The organism is Jeotgalibacillus marinus (assembly GCF_040801915.1).
GTDB classification, from domain to species: Bacteria; Bacillota; Bacilli; order Bacillales; family Jeotgalibacillaceae; genus Jeotgalibacillus; species Jeotgalibacillus marinus.
Genome location: NZ_JBFMIA010000008.1, coordinates 107,908 through 126,514 on the forward strand (window position 1 = coordinate 107,908; position 18,607 = coordinate 126,514).

General features: G+C 36.4%; 18 protein-coding genes and 1 pseudogene. 11 read left to right on the forward strand and 8 right to left on the reverse strand.

Annotated elements, in window-relative coordinates:
• Positions 1-308: 308 nt before the first annotated feature.
• Entirely contained in the window at positions 309-1,049 is a 741-nt protein-coding gene (map, locus tag AB1471_RS10530; protein WP_367779719.1) for a type I methionyl aminopeptidase, read from the forward strand.
• Positions 1,050-1,437: 388 nt separating this feature from the next.
• Positions 1,438-1,596 (forward strand): hypothetical protein, encoded by a 159-nt coding sequence (locus AB1471_RS10535; protein WP_367779720.1) that lies wholly within the window; start codon positions 1,438-1,440, stop codon positions 1,594-1,596.
• Positions 1,597-1,610: 14 nt separating this feature from the next.
• Here AB1471_RS10535 and AB1471_RS10540 read toward each other — a convergent pair whose 3' ends face one another.
• The 5 genes from AB1471_RS10540 to AB1471_RS10560 form a co-directional block, all read right to left on the reverse strand.
• Complete coding sequence (locus AB1471_RS10540; RefSeq protein ID WP_367779721.1) at positions 1,611-1,961, reverse strand: helix-turn-helix domain-containing protein; 351 nt, start codon at positions 1,959-1,961, stop codon at positions 1,611-1,613.
• 573 nt (positions 1,962-2,534) lie between these two features.
• Entirely contained in the window at positions 2,535-3,653 is a 1,119-nt protein-coding gene (locus AB1471_RS10545) for a GerAB/ArcD/ProY family transporter (protein ID WP_367779722.1), read from the reverse strand.
• Between the two features lie 277 nt (positions 3,654-3,930).
• Entirely contained in the window at positions 3,931-5,151 is a 1,221-nt protein-coding gene (locus AB1471_RS10550) for a Ger(x)C family spore germination protein (protein ID WP_367779723.1), read from the reverse strand.
• Positions 5,148-6,731 (reverse strand): spore germination protein, encoded by a 1,584-nt coding sequence (locus AB1471_RS10555; protein ID WP_367779724.1) that lies wholly within the window; start codon positions 6,729-6,731, stop codon positions 5,148-5,150. The genes AB1471_RS10550 and AB1471_RS10555 overlap by 4 nt, the downstream gene beginning before the upstream one ends.
• A gap of 426 nt (positions 6,732-7,157) precedes the next feature.
• Entirely contained in the window at positions 7,158-8,276 is a 1,119-nt protein-coding gene (locus tag AB1471_RS10560; protein ID WP_367779725.1) for a GerAB/ArcD/ProY family transporter, read from the reverse strand.
• Between the two features lie 526 nt (positions 8,277-8,802).
• Between AB1471_RS10560 and AB1471_RS10565 the strand changes: the two genes are divergently transcribed.
• From AB1471_RS10565 to AB1471_RS10580, 5 genes and pseudogenes are all read left to right on the forward strand, one after another.
• On the forward strand, positions 8,803-8,997 hold the full coding sequence (locus AB1471_RS10565; RefSeq protein ID WP_367779726.1) for an XRE family transcriptional regulator: 195 nt from the start codon (positions 8,803-8,805) through the stop codon (positions 8,995-8,997).
• 117 nt (positions 8,998-9,114) lie between these two features.
• Positions 9,115-9,597: a DsrE/DsrF/DrsH-like family protein gene (locus tag AB1471_RS10570; protein WP_367779727.1), complete on the forward strand. Its 483-nt coding sequence runs from the start codon at positions 9,115-9,117 to the stop codon at positions 9,595-9,597.
• Positions 9,598-9,721: 124 nt separating this feature from the next.
• A complete protein-coding gene (locus AB1471_RS10575; protein ID WP_367779728.1) occupies positions 9,722-9,949 on the forward strand; it encodes a sulfurtransferase TusA family protein in 228 nt (75 codons plus the stop codon).
• 32 nt (positions 9,950-9,981) lie between these two features.
• A pseudogene (locus AB1471_RS18350) lies at positions 9,982-10,092 on the forward strand (IS6 family transposase); the annotation flags it as partial.
• 133 nt (positions 10,093-10,225) lie between these two features.
• The gene (locus tag AB1471_RS10580; RefSeq protein ID WP_367779729.1) at positions 10,226-10,852 is read left to right on the forward strand and encodes a TVP38/TMEM64 family protein; all 627 of its coding nucleotides are present in this window, start codon (positions 10,226-10,228) and stop codon (positions 10,850-10,852) included.
• A 110-nt stretch (positions 10,853-10,962) separates the two neighbouring features.
• On the opposite strand, the gene AB1471_RS10585 is transcribed toward AB1471_RS10580, so the two are convergent.
• The 3 genes from AB1471_RS10585 to recQ form a co-directional block, all read right to left on the reverse strand.
• The gene (locus AB1471_RS10585; RefSeq protein WP_367779730.1) at positions 10,963-11,289 is read right to left on the reverse strand and encodes a hypothetical protein; all 327 of its coding nucleotides are present in this window, start codon (positions 11,287-11,289) and stop codon (positions 10,963-10,965) included.
• Between the two features lie 261 nt (positions 11,290-11,550).
• Positions 11,551-12,309, reverse strand: a complete 759-nt coding sequence (locus tag AB1471_RS10590) for a TspO/MBR family protein (RefSeq protein ID WP_367779731.1) — start codon at positions 12,307-12,309, stop codon at positions 11,551-11,553.
• 47 nt (positions 12,310-12,356) lie between these two features.
• Complete coding sequence (gene recQ, locus AB1471_RS10595) at positions 12,357-14,504, reverse strand: DNA helicase RecQ (protein WP_367779732.1); 2,148 nt, start codon at positions 14,502-14,504, stop codon at positions 12,357-12,359.
• Between the two features lie 164 nt (positions 14,505-14,668).
• Between recQ and AB1471_RS10600 the strand changes: the two genes are divergently transcribed.
• The 4 genes from AB1471_RS10600 (at position 14,669) to AB1471_RS10615 (ending at position 18,427) form a co-directional block, all read left to right on the forward strand.
• The gene (locus AB1471_RS10600) at positions 14,669-16,462 is read left to right on the forward strand and encodes a M3 family oligoendopeptidase (protein ID WP_367779733.1); all 1,794 of its coding nucleotides are present in this window, start codon (positions 14,669-14,671) and stop codon (positions 16,460-16,462) included.
• A gap of 130 nt (positions 16,463-16,592) precedes the next feature.
• Positions 16,593-17,138 carry a GNAT family N-acetyltransferase gene (locus AB1471_RS10605; protein WP_367779734.1) on the forward strand — a complete coding sequence of 182 codons (546 nt, stop codon included), beginning with the start codon at positions 16,593-16,595 and terminating at the stop codon, positions 17,136-17,138.
• Between the two features lie 272 nt (positions 17,139-17,410).
• Entirely contained in the window at positions 17,411-17,758 is a 348-nt protein-coding gene (locus tag AB1471_RS10610) for a lmo0954 family membrane protein (protein WP_367779735.1), read from the forward strand.
• Between the two features lie 24 nt (positions 17,759-17,782).
• Positions 17,783-18,427, forward strand: coding sequence for a PspA/IM30 family protein (locus tag AB1471_RS10615; RefSeq protein ID WP_367779736.1), 645 nt, complete (start codon positions 17,783-17,785; stop codon positions 18,425-18,427).
• Positions 18,428-18,607 lie beyond the last annotated feature (180 nt).

The following is an 18,607-nucleotide window of genomic DNA, read 5'->3' on the forward strand; positions in this document are numbered from 1 at the left end:
GTAACGATTTAGTAATAGCGGTGTTTAAAACCATAATAATTTTTGATGATCAAGTTGGTTTCTACTAGTACATTTTCACCATCCTACGTTACAATTATTTGAGTGCATTGAAAGGTTTATAAAGTCATGTAATAATGAAATGACCAAACAATAATTTAAACATAAACAAATAGAAACTCCTATAAAGTCTGCTATTACTTGAAATTAATTCTACTAAAAATCTACTCATAGTATTCGTGAAGAGTGACATTGAGGGACCGTTGAAATATGATATAGTGAACAGATAATAGGTGCAAGGAGAGAGAAGTATGATTGTAAAAACAGATCAAGAGCTTGAAGCGCTAAAAAAAATTGGCGCGATTGTTGCTGAAATTCGTGACGAAATGAGAGCTGCAACGAAACCAGGTATTACAACGAAAGAACTTGATGAGATTGCTGGGAAAAAATTTGCCGAGTACGGTGCCATCTCAGGTCCTAAAGGTGAATATAATTTTCCAGGCTATACATGCATTAGTGTGAATGATGAAGTCGCACACGGAATCCCCAGTGATCGAGTGATTAAAGATGGTGATCTGGTCAATATCGATGTTTCTGGTTCGCTAGATGGCTACTTTGCAGATACAGGGATTTCATTTTTAATTGGAGAAAACCCACAACTAATCAAGCTTTGTGAAACGGCTGAGAAAGCATTTTGGGAAGCAGTTAAAAAAGCAAAAGCAGGGTCGAAAAAGAATCAACTAGGAAAAGCTGTTTCACGTGTCGCACGTGAAAATGGTTATAAGGTCATCAGGAATTTAACTGGACATGGTGTAGGCAAATCATTGCACGAAGCACCTGATCATGTGCTTAACTACTATGATGCGTGGGATAATGAGTTATTGCAAAACGGAACGGTTATAGCCTTCGAACCATTTATCTCATTGGGCGCGGATTTTGTCGAGGAGCAAGGTGACGGCTGGACCTACAAAACTCCAGATGGTAGCCTAGTTGCTCAAATTGAACATACGATCGTGATCACGAAAGGTGAGCCAATTATTTTGACTAAATAAGATAAGGACATGAAGATAATTAACCAAGACCTAAGTTTTTAAAATCATAATAATAATAGGTGAAACGGGAAGAATTTTTACTTCCCGTTTTTTTTACGTAGTCTCTATTAAATAAAGGGCCCGTTAGTGAAATAGTGTATCCATCCCACTTGACCTTTTTTCTGTAATCTGTATTTTTATCATAATCCCCTAGTTCTTCCCGCATTGTATTCCTTTTTAAAAAATAGAAAAAAGGAATATTTAGCGATAGAAGAAATAATTACCTTTGTAATTTTTGCAATAATATATTAAATTGAGATTAACAGTAACAATACCTTTAAAAATAGCTTATAAATTAAAATGTTGATAACTTATTTCATGAACTTTTTGATGGGAAGAGGGATGATTCATGAAAAAAAGTGTTGTTGAAGTAAAAGAGGTAAAATTGGAAAGAGAAACAGAAGCAGAAACATTTTTCTCTCTAGCAGAGTTAGTTATAAGTTCAGACAAAAAGTGTCTTGAAATCTTCCAAAAAATCAAGAAAAAAGCTACCGTTACATATTCGTAATCGGTAGCTCCTTATCACGTTTTCAATTTATTGTTTGTTAGGTACTTAGCATAGTCGAGAATTTGTCTTTCTAAATCTCTGCGCTCTTTATCATCTGTAATTGATTGCAAGAGCGTATATAGACGAGATGTTTCTTTAAATTGAGAAACTGATAGGTGTCTTTCTGTAGAAACCCCTAATAAATAGTCTGTTGTAACTCCAAAGAATGCACGAAGTTTTTCAATCATTTCAAGAGATGGTTCACGCTCACCTCGTTCGTACATACCTACAGCTCCTTGAGTTATACCTACTTTTTCACCTAACTCTTCTTGTTTTAGTTTCTTCTCATTTCTTAATAATCGTAGTCTTTTTCCAAAAGTACTCATTATTTGTCACCTCAAATTAAAAATCTGTTGACACTTTAATAAAATGTGCTATATTATTAGGGTGCTAATAATACATGTTGTGTTTTTTAGGAAGACCATATATAAAATATACACATGAAAACTAATTCATTACGTGGTGTTAATAGTCGCGAGCAAGTCTCACAAAACATCAGCGAATTCAATTTAATCAGTAGCTTTACACAAGGAAGACGAATTCCCGGAATAAAAATAAAAGTACCTAACTTCTATAGTCGATCAATATTTTTAGATATTTAAAGCACGAAGTGTACTATTTAGATGGCACGCCCACATAAATCAGTTTACCTAAAATACTCTAAATTATCAAATTGGTTTTAAATACTATACAGGGATTTTTTATTATGATAGCGCTTTTAATGGGAAGTGTTTTGCTGATTATGGTACAACCTTTTTGAACAAACTCATCCCAATAACGTTAAATGCTGATACGCAGAGTCAATCAGTGCTTTTAGCACTTGGGTTACCCACTCCAAAGCTCAAACTTTTTTTCCACACTCTATCAGAACCCTTCAAAATCACCCATAAGCAGAAGTGTTAATATTTCAGAGGTGCATTCATCGATTTTTTCCTTTTCCACCAAAGGATTACAGCAAGTATGACAGGAAAGATGAAAGTGTACGGTATTTGGAGGATCCATACAAATTTCATACCTATAGCTAAATGACTTTGCTGACTTGGAGCTTCTATAATAGAAAAAAAAGCAGTAAGTAGTGCAAATGGGTAGACAAATGTTCGGTAACGACGATTAGTGATAGTTTCAAGCCCAATCAATGCAGCATAAAAAAATAAGCAAATTTTCACAAAAGATCCAAACATAAGATGAAAAATATATAAAATATCAATCCTCGCAATAAATTCAAGAACCTCCACTTCACGGACGGTTGATACAAAAGGATATTGTGAACGGTTACGTAATTCAGAACCTAGTGTGAGGATCTCAAGTAGCACACCAAAGGATAAGAAGAGACCAATGGCGATAATGGTAACAATAGAAACCCTCCTCATAAAATTTTTTTGTATTACTTTTGGGAAGATAATTGTAAATGCAATCATTTCACCGTATGGAAACAATAATGATCTCTTGAAAATATCGTGAAAAATTGGCCCTATACCATCTGGGAGTATAGGAAAGAGGTTTTGTATGTCCATCTCTTTCGAAAAAATTAAACCGATTGCAACGCCAAGTACACTTAAAAAAAATATAGGGAAATATAGTTCAGTTAAGCGTGCCAATACGTCTAAACCAAGATACAATGTGTAAGCAACAGCAAGAATAAATGTAATAGAAATTATGGCTAGTGGTGTTTTTTCAAGCATTGTAATTTCCATAAGAAAAACAAAATTCATTAAAATATATACACACATATAAAGAAAATAAATGGTATAAAAAAAAATAACTAGATTTCCGAGCTTTTTTCCTAAACAAATTTGAATGATTTGAAAAAAGGTTTTGTTTTGTCCTGCTGAATTAATAATGAAGTGATGTAGGAAAATTAGACCAATTGCGAATATCGGAGTAATTAAGGGCACTAGCCACTCCCCATGATTTAAACCTTTTCCTACACCTACTAAAAAAGTGGTACCGGTTCCAAAAACAAAGATTAAAACAAATAATTGCCATAGAGAAATACCTTCTTCTTGTATGCTTTTCATAACATTCCTCCGACGTATTTCTTAACAATCCTTTCATTATTTTTCCCTGCTACCCCCAACCTATACAATAATATTTGTAAAAATTAGTATAAAAAATAATTCGATTCCTAACGATAAATATATGGGTACACTCATGATTGACCAAAACTTACAAGTACCAAATTAAAATTAAAAACACCCCCGCCTCGTTAATGATTGAATAACGACTTTTGAGAGGTGTTTTTTCTTATGATGGAGTATAGTATTACCCAGTTTTCATAATCGACTTAATGATTTTTTATTCATCTTCCTCGTCTAGATTCGTTATAAAGCTTTCTACTTGCTTGCCTTCACTGTGTATATACATTTTGACATCAACGTTTATCTCAGCATTCTTAAAATGCTCATCCCAATTATCTGCCAATTTTTTAAATTCCTTATAGTTTTGCCGTTCTACTACTTCCCCGAATCCAAAAATATCCAAACCATATTCTTTCTGAATGAAATTTATGGTGTTTTCGACACTATTTTTTACTAGTGTCTCTGATTTTCTTGTGATTTCATCCTGGACATCTTGGCTACTAAGATTCGCAGAGCATTGGGATTCTTGTATGATTCCTGATCCAGATATTGTAATATTTATAATAGGTTTATCATTCACTATTTTGGTGTTTATATTCCTTTTTCCGCGTAGCACTTTTATAGAGGTATAATCTTCCTCCTTTAATTTGTTCTCCTCACAAGGAACTTCTAAATTAGTACCGTTAAAAGTTGTTTGAGTCCACGAATAATTACGAGTGTTCTCTAAATTTAGATCCCCAACATACTTGTCATCTTTAAAAATAGATGCTCCCACTAATTCGACATTTTGATTCAGATCAATATTCTGCAAATTTGTAGTTGAATCGTCAATGTTTGATTTATTTTTCAACGTAATGGCCCCCATAAGAGGCTGACGACCTTTGCTTATTAAATTATCTATAAAATGTATGAGTTCAACATTTGTAATTCCAGACCAATTTTTATGAAACATGTCCATTTGTTTAGATAATTTTAAAGTAGCTAGGCCATGTGTAGGAGAAGTAACTGTTAAAATGTCTTTTGCACGTGAATCTTTTGCTATTAAAATAATTAAATTATTGCGAAATTCTGGATTCCTTTCAAATACATCCAAATATTCCTTTATTCCTCTTTTAGCTATGCTCTCACTAATAATCATTATCCTTGTGTGAGAAAAAATAGGTTGTCTTCCTTCGATGTTGTTTATCTTTGCCATCAAATTTGAAATCGAATTTCCTTGAAGGGAATACATCACTCCCGGTGCATTACTAGGGCTTTCTCCCTCCGCGAACTCTTTTTGATTCATGGACTGTATGGATAACATAATTTCTCCATTTTCCGCTTCATCGAGCGCTATACCTGCTATTATTGCGATGTCATTTAATTCCTTCGCATCCCAACAACCTGTTAAAAAAACAATAGCAGTAACAAAAACAAATAGTTGTTTAATTATATTCATGACCAATTATCGCCCTCTTTCATTGAAGAAGAACCGTCTTGAGATTTATTCCCGTTCGTTTTTTTTGTTTTCATATAGCTAGGACGAGTTACAGTCTTAAAATTAGGAAGTCTTAAAACAGCATCTTTATGGTCTTGTAATATAAAAGGTGCAATAGGGGATGCATACGGGACCCCGAAAGATTTCAGGCTAACCATATGTATAGAAATGATAAACCATCCCCATAAAATTCCATATAGACCTAAAAAACCGGCCATGATAATCAAGAAAAAGCGAAGTAGTTTTAAAGAAGCTGAAAAAGTATAATCTGTTGATATAAAGCTGCTAATAGCAGACAATGCAACGATAATAAGAACAAAGCTTGAAACTACACCCGCTTCAACCGCCGCTTGTCCAATCACTAACGTTCCCACGATAGAGATTGTTGGACCAATAGCCCGAGGCATCCGTGTCCCTGCTTCACGAAGAATTTCATAAGTTAGCTCCATCATTAGGATTTCAATTACAGCTGGAAAAGGAACTCCATCACTTTGGACCTGAAAACTTACTAATAGAAGCGTTGGGATTAATTCATAGTGAAAAGTTGTGAATGCAATGTAAAGGGCAGATAATGTCAACGACATGAAAAATGCGACATAGCTGATTATACGAATAAATGATGCGAAAAAATATTTATTCGTATAATCTTCAGTCGTATGATAAAAATCAACAAAAACAGTAGGTGCTGATAATACGAAGGGGGAACCATCCACGACAATCGCAACTTTCCCTTCTATCAAATGGCTCGCCACTGTATCGGGACGTTCTGAACTAAACATAAGGGGAAATGGCGAATATGGATGATCAGTAATTAATTCTTCGACAACGCCGGAATCAAAAACACCTTTTACTTTCATACCATTCAATCGTTTCCGAACATCATTCAAGATGTCCTCATTTGTTATATTTTCCAAATAACAAATAGCTACAGATGTTAATGTATCGTCACCAACTGTCATACTTTCAAAGCGCAGATATTGACTTTTAACTCTTCTTCTAATTAGGCTTAGATTTGTATGGATTGATTCAACGAAACCATCTTTAGGTCCACGAATAACCGTTTGAGATGTAGGTTCTGTTATTGATCGTTCTTCTACGTCTGCTACTTGGATACTTAAAACTTTTGTAAAAGATTCAATAAATATTACTATGTGACCAGACAAAAGATTCTTTATAATATCACGATATGTATCAGTAACGGCTACAGGTAAACCTGAAAAAACAACCTCTTCTAATTTCTCAATTCCATCATTAAGATTAATTTCGTTGCTGTGTTGAATAGGCTTATAAACAACATCGGTTAAAAGATTTATGTTTATTGTTGTATTAAAATAACAGATCATACCTTTTCGTTTCCCCAGTTGAACGTCATCAATAACAAAGTCTATTGTTTCCCCGAAAAGACTTTTGAGTACTTTCTTATTTGATTCTATATCCTTAAATATTGATTTAACATTTTCTGTGATATCATCCAATTCGGTCGACAAACTTTTTGTTTCTGAATTTTTCTCTCTTGTAAATAACATCTTTGTCCATTTCATGATGAATCTCTCCATATAGTTTAGGATTTTTTGGTCGTAGGAAAGCTTAAAACAAAGAATATTTTTTCTGAAGAAAAAATTCTTAATCGTTAGTTCTAGAGGAAATTAATTTTCCTCATTCTTTTTCCTCCGTACATCCGAATAAATGGATGTAAGCAAGCCTAAACATAAAAAAATAATGCCAAAAATTTTTGAATTTACTGCTATTTGTAAATGAAGAATTTGAGAGAAGTATTCCAAATATGTGATGTTAGGATCTACGTAGGACAATATCATTGGATAAACAAACGTAAATATCATCAAAACCAGAATGAAGCTAACTGTAACCATATTACCCACTCCAAAGTTGAATGACTTTATTTTTTCCATACGATCATATTATATGCGCACTGTATCAGATTTCTTCAAAATCACCATGGAGAAGTGTTAATATTTCAGAGGTGCATTCATCGATTTTTTCCTCTTCCACCAAAGGATTACAGCTAGTAGGACAGGAAAGATAAATGCATATGGTATGTGGAGCATAAATACAAATTCCAAAGCTACAGCTAAATTAGTTTGCTGACCCGGAGATTCTATAATTGACAAAAAAGCAGCAAGTAGTGCAAATGGATAGACAAATGTTCGATAACGACGATTAGTGATGGTTTCTAGCCCAATCAATACAGCATAAAGATAAACACAAATCTTCACAAAAGCGCCAAACATAACATGAAAAACATATAATATATCAACCCTTCCAATAAATTCAAGAACCTCCACTTCGCGCACGGTTGATACAAAAGGATATTGAGAACGATTACGTAATTCAGGACCTAACGTGAGGATCTCAAGTAGCACACCAAAAGTTAAAAAGAGACCAATGGCGATAATGGTAACAATAGAAACCCTCCTCGTGAAATTTTTTTGTATTACTTTTGGAAAGATAACTGTAAATGCAATCATCTCACCGTATGGAAACAATACTGATTTCTTGAAAAGGTTGTGAAAAATTGGTCCTATACCATCGGGCAGTACAGGTAAGAGGTTTTGTATGTACAACTCTTTCGAAAAAAATAAACCGATTGCAACGATACATACACCTAAAAAAAATAGAGGGAAATACAGTTCAGTTAAGCGTGCCAATACGTCTAAACCGAGATATAATATGTAAGCAACAGCGAGAATAAATGTAATAGAAATTATGGGACTAGGTGTTTTTTCAAGCATCGTAATTCCCATAAGATAAACAAAATTCTTTAAAATATATACACTCATAAAAAGAAAATAAAGGGTATAAAAAAAAATAATGAGATTTCCGAGCTTTTTACCTAAACAAATTTGAATGATTTGAAAAAAGTTTTTGTTTTGTCCAGCCGAATTAATAATGAAGTGATATAAGAAATGTAGACCAATTGCGAATATCGGAGCAATTAAGGGCACTAACCACACCCCATGAGTTAACCCTTTTCCCACACCAACTAAAAAAGTGGTACCGGTTCCAAAAACAAAGATTAAAACAAATAATTGCCATAGAGAAATCCCTTCTTCTTGTATGCTTCTCATAACATTCCTCCGACGTATTTCTTAACACCCTTTCATTATTTTTCCCTGCTTTCCACACCGTATACAAAAATATTAGTATGGGAGGTTATATACCTTTTTGGAGTTATCGAATTAGCAGCGCCTATCTATTGTAGTGGGGATGTTTATCCGTCAGTAGACGTTAAGAAGTAATGAGGTGTTTCTTCAGATAGTAATTCTAACGAAAATGATGTTTGCGAAGAACTCGATGGCAACAATTTTCAAAGGTGATGAATGCGAGACTAGTATGTATTTGTAATTTATTAGAATAAGCATCTTCGTGGTGACTTTTTTTCCACAACAGAATATGGACAAATATATTTTTTTAGGAGAATTTACCTAACTCTATTTGTGTTAGCCTTTTCTCATTTCTTAGTAATCGTAGTCTTTTTCCAGAAGAAGAACTCATTATATGTCACCATGAACTTGAAATCTGTTGACACAAAATAAGATATGATATACCATACTATCATCGAGAGACACATTTTGTATTTTGAGGGAGGGCATTATGCAATATGCACATGAAAAGCTAATTTATCTACGCGGTGTTAAAAGTCGTAAGGAAGTCTTACGAGACATAGGAGTAGGCGAATATACTTTAATTAGTTATGAACAAGGACGACGTATTCATAGAGATGAAATAAAAGTAAATGTACCTAACTACTATATTGTATCAATAGATTGGCTTTTTTTAGCTACTTAAAGCACGTTTTGTATTACATGGTAGCGAATAGATTAATAGATTATCAAGTTGTTTTAATAACCACTAAAAAGAGGAAAATGGAGTAACCCCAAAAGAGAAGTAATGGGAGGGACACATATGAGTGAGAAAAAGAAGCAAACAACAATTGTACTATTTAGCGGGGACTATGATAAGGCCATGGCGGCATACATTATTGCTAACGGGGCAGCAGCCTACGATCATGAAGTCACCATTTTTCACACATTTTGGGGATTAAATGCTCTCCGAAAAAATGAATTAGTACCAGTGAAAAAAGGTTTTCTTGAAAAAATGATTGGTAAAATGATGCCACGAGGTGCAGATAAATTAGGTATTTCTAAGATGAATTTCGCTGGTATGGGACCTAAAATGATCAAGCATGTGATCAAGAAACACAACGCATTGACACTACCTGAACTAATTGATATGGCAAAAGAACAAGATGTAAAGCTTGTAGCTTGTACGATGTCGATGGATCTTTTAGGCATACAAGATGAAGAGTTCGTTCACGGGTTAGATTATGCTGGCGTTGCGGCTTATCTAGGAGATGCAGAGAAAGGAAATGTAAACTTATTTATCTAAGCTTTATCCTGTCAAAGGGATCAAGAAAATGAGCGTAAATGAGTTAAGAACAGCGTGACATAGAAAATCGGTCCTAACCAATATGCCATGCCATTCGATAATATTCAACAGGAGGTTTTTAAAAATGGAAGTAACAAAAGTGTTAGATACAACAGGATTAGCTTGTCCAATGCCGATTGTGAAAACAAAGAAAGCAATAGCAGATCTTGAAACAGGTCAAGTATTAGAAATTCATGCGACTGATAAAGGGGCAAAAAGTGACCTTGTTGCATGGACGACTTCTTTTGGTCATGAACTAATCGCTTCAACAGAAGAAAATGATAGATTAAAATTCTGGATTAAAAAAGCTTAAAGTAACAAAAGAAGGCTCCAATCGATTCCCTTTCAGAAGTGAATGCGATTGATTCATACCTAAGTGAATCGAGAGATAAACAAGCAGCCAGGAGCTTTTTCAAGAATAGCTTGGTTGTGTCTCGTAATTGTAATCTTCGTGTGAGTGTACAACAAGCACGTATAGAGAGAATGTACAATCAAAAAATTATAAATCGAATGGTCTTTCAAAAAAAGGTATTGTTCTATACAATGAGAATCTACACCGATGAATTACGATTCAAGACGAGGGGATACAATGAAACAAATTCTGACGATTGGTTTGACAATTTTAATTATCTTCGTTGGATTTATACAAAAAGATAAAATGATGACATGGATCCATCAAGGTGGAGCTGTGGCAATAATCATTTGTATCGTTTTTGTAGCTATATTGGTGTTTTTTCCGATTATTCCCTATCCTGTATTGGCAGCAACGATAGGATCCATTTTCGGTGTATTTATAGGGGTTTCCATTTCTTTAGTGGGAGTTATGGTTGGTACGATGATCATGTTTATCTTATTTCGTTATGGTTTCCAAGAGTTGGCTCGAAAGACACTAACAAAATATCCAAAAATGAAAGACTATGAGTCCTTTTTTGAGCGAAATGCTTTTGTAGCCATTTTGTATGCTCGCCTGATTCCAATTGTACCTTCCCAAGTTGTCACAATTGTTTCAGCACTGAGCAAGGTGAAATGGTCTACTTTCTTTGTCGCAACATGCATCGGTAAAATTCCTGCGGCTGTAACATTCACATTTGCTGGAAGTGTTTTTGAGGGGAGTAAGTGGTTATCGATCGGTATTTTTGGCTTATACTTTCTCATTCTTATGCTGACTGCATCAATCCATATGTATAAAAGGCAATCTGCGAAGAAGTATGCATAAAAGAAAAAATGAACCCTTGAACTCATTCTAGGGTTCATTTTTCTTTTTACTCATACGCTACTTTTTTCTCTATTAAAAAAAGATAAGACCGAGGTCTCATCTTTGCATAATCATTTAAATTCTTCTTTTGCCTTTTTACGTTGCTGCGTAAAAATCGCAGCAGCTAAAGTGAAGAATGAAAAAGCGGTAGGTATTGAAATATAGGAGGACATTAGCAGTAAAACGAATACTGGAGTGCCTCCTGGAGCATTTATCGCATCAATTTCGTCCAATCGAAGCAGGTAGTACACAACAACTCCAATTGAGAAAGAAAGAAAAAGTGTATTGGAAATCCAAAGCCACTTCATCTTATGTTTTTTGCCGTAAATAATCGAAATAATCATAAGAATAGGGGCGATCAGTAATGTAACCATAAACATTATAAATAAAGTGTCCACGAAATGACTCCTTCTCCCAGTAAGTATGTGAATTCTTCTTTTATCCTATCAGAAAGCTTGCTTAACGAAAACAATAACGTAAAAACGATTGTGAACTTTTTGTTGTGATACCTTGTTCTCATGCTAATTAGACGAAGAAAAAGTATTGGAAGAAGAGAAGGAACATCATCTTAAGACACCAATCGAAATAATTAGTTTTCATAGAAATGTTTAAAAAGTTACGATTATCAAAGAGATCCTATATATTAGGTTCTTTTTTGGTTACTTAGATCTACGTTTGCGAGAACTAAACCTCTTCTGCTTTTTCTTTTTCCTCAATGTAATAATGCCAATGGCAATTATTGCAGATAAAACATAGGCAGTAGAGACAACAATGGATTCTCCACCTTCATTTTTAGCGGCAATACCGATAAAAGCCCAAATGAATACAAGTGGATAAATCCAATCTCTCTCATGAAATCGTATGTGAAGGGCAAGTGCTGTTGCAATAAGGAGTAAAATGATCGTCCAACTAACATCTGACAAACCAAAACCGCTCCATCCATGGTAGTTCAACGTGTAAGAAATGTTCGCAATCGTCGCGATGCTAATCCATCCTAAATATACTGAAAAAGGCAAGCGATCAAGAAAGCGAGGTTTATTTCGCTGAATCGTGACATAAATCAAAATTAATGAAAAGAGCAGTCCAATCATTACGGCAACTGAAGCAATAAATTGCTCGTAATGCCAAACGACTATCCACGAACAATTTAAGATGCTGCTAACGACAAAAAGTGTAGAGGTTTGTTTATAGACCGAGCGCTTTCGCTGTGATTTTAATCCTCCTCGAAGCACCCAAATGAAAAGAAGAAAATAGATAAGACTCCAGATTGAAAAAACATAGCCAGCAGGTGTAAATAGTACGTCTAATTTGTTTGAGATCTCACCTGTTGTTTGGCCGTTGAGTGGAATGATATTTGCAAGCGCATTTACTATAATCATACTAAGTAAAAAAAGGAAATGTAGGATAAAACGCTTCATACTGATAACCTCCAGTTTTACTCCTTCTTCCATCCATTCGTGTTTTATCACATGAAATTGTTTTTCAGCAACACCATTTTAATCGTAAAGTAACTGACATCTATAGGCAATGCTTCTTTGATTGGCTTAAGTTTAGGCTCTTCTAACGTGTTCCTTATTGATAAAATCTGTTCTTCAATTTCTGGTTTAATCCATTGTTCAAATGGTAATGAGTGACCTTCTTTAAAAGCGCTCATTAAATGCTTTTCGATGGTTTGTAAGGACATGGCACGAACTTCAGCGATTTCTTCAACCGTTTTCCCTTCCTGTAACTGCTCATATGAAAACATAAAGCTTGGTTGGTCAGCTGTTGGAATGAGTTCAGGTACTTTCGGTTCTTTTTTTACAACCGCCGCTCTTTTTTTCGTTTCTGTACCATGTTTAGCTGTATAGTCTTGCACAACTTCAACAAAAGCTTCCCCGTACTCAACTAGTTTACGTTCACCAACGCCTTTGATCGCAAGCATTGCTTCTTGATCTAATGGGTAGTAGGTTGCGATTTCACGCAGCGTCGCATCTGAGAAAATAAGGTAAGGTGGAACGGCGTTGTCCTTAGCAATTTGAGAACGCAAGGTACGCAGTCCTTCAAATAACCCTTCATCATAAGCGACTTCTTGGTTTTGAACTTGATAAGCCGATTTTACCCAAACTTCTTCTTCCCCTTTTAAAACGGATAATGCTCTTAGCCCTAAACGGATTGTAGGAAATTGACCACCTTCGAGATTAAGGTAGCCATCTGAAATTAAATACTGAATAAAGTCGCTAATTTGTTTTTCTGTTTGTGTTCGCATCATGCCGTACGTTGTGAGCTTATTTAATTTAAAATCGATGACTTTTTTACTTCTTGATCCTTTTAACACTTTAGCCGTTAAGCCTGTTCCAAATCTCTCGCCCATTCGCTTGACGGTAGAAAGAACAATTTGAACGTCTCGAGTGCGATTGATTTTTTCACGATCATCTCGACAGTTACTACAATGTCCACAATCGTCTGTCATTTGATCATCCTCGAAATAATCAAGAATAACAGTTGGTAAGCAGCGATTGCTGTGACAATAATTCACCATATGCTGAAGCTTTAAATACTCTGCCGCTTTTTTATCATCATTGGCTACGGATTGTTCGATTAGAAACTTTTGCAGCATCACATCTTGAGGACTGTACAGTAAAAAACAGTCACTAGGTTCGCCATCACGTCCAGCACGACCAGCTTCTTGATAGTATGATTCCATGTTCATCGGCATTTGATAATGTATGACGAAGCGAACGTTGGACTTATCAATCCCCATGCCGAATGCATTCGTAGCGATAATGACTTTCTTTTCATCATAAATAAATTGGTGTTGCGCTTCCTCGCGTACGCCTTCTGGTAAGCCAGCATGATAGCACGTAACGGAATGCCCTTTAGTAGACAACACTTTCGTTAAATGGTCTGCTTCTTTTCTAGTTGCGACATAAATAATCCCTGTGTCGAGCCGGTGTTCTTGTAGATAACTCGAAATAAATTGTTGTTTGTCTTCTCCTTTAAGTACATGAAACGACAAATTATCACGAGCAAAACCTGTGTTAACGATATGAGCAGGCTCAATGGTAAGGAGTCTAGCAATATCTTGGATGACATTATCGGTGGCGGTTGCTGTAAGTGCCATCATCACTGGAAGGTTTGGTAATTGATGTAGCGTGTCCACAATCGATCGATAGCTCGGTCTAAAATCATGTCCCCACTGAGAGATACAATGTGCTTCATCAAATGCGATGAGTGACAGTTTTATAGAAGCGATCGTTTGAAAAAATGATGGTGAATCAAAACGTTCAGGTGCTACATAAACAAATTTATATCTCCCTTGGCGGATCTCCTGTAGTCGTTCCATCGCTTCACCTGAAGATAGGGAACTATTTATAAAGGTTGCATCAATGCCGTTTTCAAGAAGTGCATCTACTTGATCACGCATAAGTGAAATCAAAGGTGAAATGATTACAGCAGTGCCTTCTAAAAGTATGCCAGGAATTTGATAACAAAGAGATTTTCCTCCTCCAGTAGGCATAATACCAAGAGAATGATCACCAGCTAAAACCGATTCGATCACACGGTCTTGACCTGGTCGGAATGAATCGTAACCAAAATACGTTTGCAATGCTTTCTCAGCTTGCAGGATCATAAAATCATCCTTTCGTAGAACTTCAATTCTAATAGTTTATCACACGTAAAGGCTTCTGGAAATTTAAAATAGGTGAGTGTTTCGTCAATAGAAGTAGTATGATATGATAAAAAACGAGAGGAATCAGAATATTTTAACTTTTATCGAATGAGGGAGGAATGAACATGGAAAAGGTTACATATCCACAAAAGTGGGACTTAGATGTATTTTTTAATGGGGGAAGCAGTTCTCCAGAACTAACAAATCATTTAGAAGAGTACACACAGAAAACTAAAGCGTTTGAAAAAAATGTGAAAAGCTTTGAAACACCTAGAAGTAATACGGACATTGAAAAAGTGAGAAAGCTAATTGAAGAAGCGAAATCTGTCATGATGGGACTCTACCAATCTGGTGCATTTGCAAGCTGTCTTGAAGCGCAAGATACAAAAGATGTAGGAGCAAACGTGCTGCGCGGAAAAATGACGAGTATTTTTGCAGACTTTGGTACAGCATTCACTGCATTCCAACAGAAGCTTTCTGCAACAAGTGAAGACGTATGGCATTCTCTTATACAAGATGATGAACTTAAGACGTTTTCTTTTGTGTTAAATGAATGGAGAGAAAAATCAAAAGAACGTTTGTCAGAGGATGAAGAAGGGCTTATTCAAGCGCTTAGTGTTGATGGATATCATGCTTGGGGACAAATGTATAATACGATTATATCATCAATGAACATCCAAGTAACGGTCGATGGTGAAGAAAAAACATTGTCAATTGGTCAAGCGAATAATCTATCTTCTCATAAAGATCCAGCCGTCCGTGAAGAAGTGTTCCACAAGCTTGAAGAGGCGTGGAAAGAAAAAGAATCTCTCTTTGCTGAAACATTAAATCACCTTGGTGGCTTCCGCTTGAACGTATACAAAAAACGAGGATGGGATCATGTATTAAAAGAACCACTTGATATTAACCGCATGCAACAACAAACACTTGACGCAATGTGGGGAGCCATTTCAAAAAATAAGCAGCCGTTTGTCGAGTTCTTGCAACGTAAAGCAGAGTTGATAGGGTTAGATAAAATGACGTGGGCTCATGTTGGTGCACCCGTTTCTCAGTCATCAAAGACCGTTTCGTATGATGAGGGTGCTACATTTATTTTAAAGAATTTCGCTAAATTTGGGCCGGAAATGGCGAAATTTGCTGAGATGGCATTTAAAGAAGGGTGGATTGAAGCAGAAGATCGTGCTGATAAACGACCTGGAGGATTCTGTACTAGCTTCCCGTTAGATGAGCAGTCGCGAATCTTTATGACGTACAGCGGTTCAATGTCCAATGTGGCAACACTTGCGCATGAACTGGGGCACGCGTTCCATACTTATGCACTTAAGCCGATGGACCCATTCAATCGTTTGTATGCGATGAATGTGGCAGAAACGGCTTCGACATTCGCAGAAATGATCGTGTCTGACGCCGCTGTAAAAGAAGCTTCAACGGATGAAGAAAAAATTTCATTACTTGAAGACAAAGTATCACGCAGCGTTGCTTTCTTTATGAACATTCATTCTCGTTTCTTATTTGAAACGCGTTTTTATGAAGAACGTAAAGAAGGACCAGTTCCTGCGAGTCGCTTAAATGAACTTATGTCTGAAGCACAGGACGAAGCGTTTGCAGGAGCAATGGAAGATTCTCATCCAAACTTTTGGGCATCAAAAATGCACTTTCATATTACAGGCGTTCCGTTCTATAACTTCCCATACACATTCGGTTACTTGTTCTCGCTAAGCATTTATGCGAAAGCACTAGAAGAGGGAACAGAGTATGAAGAAAAATACATGGCACTTCTGCGTGATACTGCGATCATGAGCACAGAAGACCTCGCTATGAAACACCTAAACGAAGACATCACAAAAGAAGCCTTCTGGGAAAAAGGAATTCAACTTTGCATTAAAGACGTAGAACACTTCATTTCATTAACAAAATAACAAAACGGTTCGCTCAATCACCACCCAGCGAACGAAAGCATTTTGTCGCAACATTCTTGTCGACCTTTTGCCTAATACGGTTTACACTGATGGTAGAGAAAAAAGATTGAGCGTATTGGAGCGAGTGTGGATGATTTTGTTAAAGAGTGAGCGTCTTTATTTTCGACCATTGACAATGGCTGATGTGGATACGTTTGTGGAATTGTTAGAGCGCAATCGTCATTTTTGGACAATCCATGAGCCAAAGCATCATGAATCATTTTATACGCGCGATGTTCAGCTTGAGAAATTGGCTGAGACACAACAGCAAGTAAAGCTTGGCAAAGAGTATACATGGGGAATTTTTTTGAGTGATACGAGTCAATTGATAGGGAGTATTTCGGTTTACTCGATTCGTAGGTTACCATTTTCATCTGCACATATTGGGTATTCATTAGATGAATCGATGACGCAGCAAGGGTTTGGCACAGAGGCACTCATAGCAGCTCTTCGGTTTGCATTTCGTGATTTTGGTTTGCATCGAGTGGAAGCGCTTGTTTCTCCCCGTAACGAAGCATCAATAAAGATGCTTGAAAAAGTTGGCATGGTACGAGAAGGCCAGCTACGTAAAAATCTTTTTATCAATGGTAGGTGGGAAGATCATTATTTGTATAGCATGATTGAGGATGAATTTTGAAAGGGTAAGACCCTTTGGGAACGCTACATCGTTCGAGGTCTCCATACGTTCTTGAAATGAGAAGGATTAACTAAAACTGGCAAGACAATGTTCGTAAAAGAGCGTTGTGGTGCCAGTTTTTTCTGTTTTAAAAGGTTTCTCTGCTTACAAAAGAGGAGGTATGACGACCAACTAAGCCTCAAGTCTTAGTTTAAAATCAAGCTTGAGAGCGTTACTGAAAAACCGTGTAGCAGATATGATTAAACCAAGATAAGAAAAGGAGGAACACAATCATGAAAAAAGTTGGATTAGTCATCGTTGGGGCGATCGCGGTTGCAGTGCTTCTATCGAATCTTGGTTCTATTGTAGGACTTGCGATAAGCTTAGCCATTTTGTATTTCTCGGCGAAAGGGTTCGTTAAAACAACATCCCTATTTATGAAATTTGTATGGGGAACAGTGGCGGTGATTGCAGCTCTATCTGCCATTGCAAATGTACCAGCCATTCTCGGGTTGTTTGCGCTGTATTTGTTGTATGTAATTTATAAAGAGTGGAACCGATCTAAATCACAAGATGAACCGATTTCAGGAGATCCATTTGTTAACTTTGATAAGCAGTGGAATGAGTTAAGTGAAAAATAGTAAAAGACAAAGGAGCGATTTAACATGACAAATTTATTAACAAGGCTAACAAATACAATTAAAAGTGATTTTTCTAAGGAAACAGACCATAAAGATAGCAAACACCCAATCGCGGTATTGAACCATTATTTAAGTGAGTGTGAAAAGGAAGTTGACAAAGTTGGTCAGATTGTTGAGCGCCAACGAATGTTAAAACTTGAGTTTACAAAAGAACTTCAATCCGCTAAAAGTATGGTACAAAAGCGAGAAGAGCATGTACGTCTAGCTGAAGAAGCGGGTGAAAGTGAACTTGCAGCTTTAGCAAGACATGAATTAACTCATTATCAAAGCAGAAAAGAAAGATTAGAGTTATCAGTAGTAGAAGTAACAAACCAGCTTCAAGGACTTGAAAAAAAACATGGAGACATGAAACAAAAGCTTAAAGATATGTACATTAAGCGTCTTGAAGCAATGGGACGGGAAAATGTAGTACGTGCAAACGAAAATGCCAACCGTGTATTAGCTGACGACGATCAGTCAATCGAGGAAAAACGTTTTAGCGACATTGAAAGACATTTGCAACAAATTGAAACAGGTGAAGTAAATCGTCAAGAGGAACAAACAATTGACCAACAAATCACTCAACTCCAAAAAAGAATGGGTGATTCAAAAGCGGAAGCGGGCGTTTAGGCTTGACAGGCGTAAGGGATCCGTCGAGGAGGGCGTACTTTACCACCGCAGTCGGAGCACTTACGACCCGAGAGCCTGCCTGCTGGAGCTAGATGGTACAAAAGCGGAAGCGGGCGTTTAGGCTCGACAGGCGTAAGGGATCCGTCGAGGAGGGCGTACTTTACCACCGCAGTCGGAGCA

Bases quoted from the DNA above. Each gene is read 5' to 3' on its own strand.
- map (WP_367779719.1), top strand. From the start codon at position 309: ATGATTGTAAAAACAGATCAAGAGCTTGAAGCGCTAAAAAAAATTGGC.
- AB1471_RS10535 (WP_367779720.1), top strand. From the start codon at position 1,438: ATGAAAAAAAGTGTTGTTGAAGTAAAAGAGGTAAAATTGGAAAGAGAA.
- AB1471_RS10540 (WP_367779721.1), bottom strand. From the start codon at position 1,961: ATGAGTACTTTTGGAAAAAGACTACGATTATTAAGAAATGAGAAGAAA.
- AB1471_RS10545 (WP_367779722.1), bottom strand. From the start codon at position 3,653: ATGAAAAGCATACAAGAAGAAGGTATTTCTCTATGGCAATTATTTGTT.
- AB1471_RS10550 (WP_367779723.1), bottom strand. From the start codon at position 5,151: ATGAATATAATTAAACAACTATTTGTTTTTGTTACTGCTATTGTTTTT.
- AB1471_RS10555 (WP_367779724.1), bottom strand. From the start codon at position 6,731: ATGAAATGGACAAAGATGTTATTTACAAGAGAGAAAAATTCAGAAACA.
- AB1471_RS10560 (WP_367779725.1), bottom strand. From the start codon at position 8,276: ATGAGAAGCATACAAGAAGAAGGGATTTCTCTATGGCAATTATTTGTT.
- AB1471_RS10565 (WP_367779726.1), top strand. From the start codon at position 8,803: ATGCAATATGCACATGAAAAGCTAATTTATCTACGCGGTGTTAAAAGT.
- AB1471_RS10570 (WP_367779727.1), top strand. From the start codon at position 9,115: ATGAGTGAGAAAAAGAAGCAAACAACAATTGTACTATTTAGCGGGGAC.
- AB1471_RS10575 (WP_367779728.1), top strand. From the start codon at position 9,722: ATGGAAGTAACAAAAGTGTTAGATACAACAGGATTAGCTTGTCCAATG.
- AB1471_RS10580 (WP_367779729.1), top strand. From the start codon at position 10,226: ATGAAACAAATTCTGACGATTGGTTTGACAATTTTAATTATCTTCGTT.
- AB1471_RS10590 (WP_367779731.1), bottom strand. From the start codon at position 12,309: ATGAAGCGTTTTATCCTACATTTCCTTTTTTTACTTAGTATGATTATA.
- recQ (WP_367779732.1), bottom strand. From the start codon at position 14,504: ATGATCCTGCAAGCTGAGAAAGCATTGCAAACGTATTTTGGTTACGAT.
- AB1471_RS10600 (WP_367779733.1), top strand. From the start codon at position 14,669: ATGGAAAAGGTTACATATCCACAAAAGTGGGACTTAGATGTATTTTTT.
- AB1471_RS10605 (WP_367779734.1), top strand. From the start codon at position 16,593: ATGATTTTGTTAAAGAGTGAGCGTCTTTATTTTCGACCATTGACAATG.
- AB1471_RS10610 (WP_367779735.1), top strand. From the start codon at position 17,411: ATGAAAAAAGTTGGATTAGTCATCGTTGGGGCGATCGCGGTTGCAGTG.
- AB1471_RS10615 (WP_367779736.1), top strand. From the start codon at position 17,783: ATGACAAATTTATTAACAAGGCTAACAAATACAATTAAAAGTGATTTT.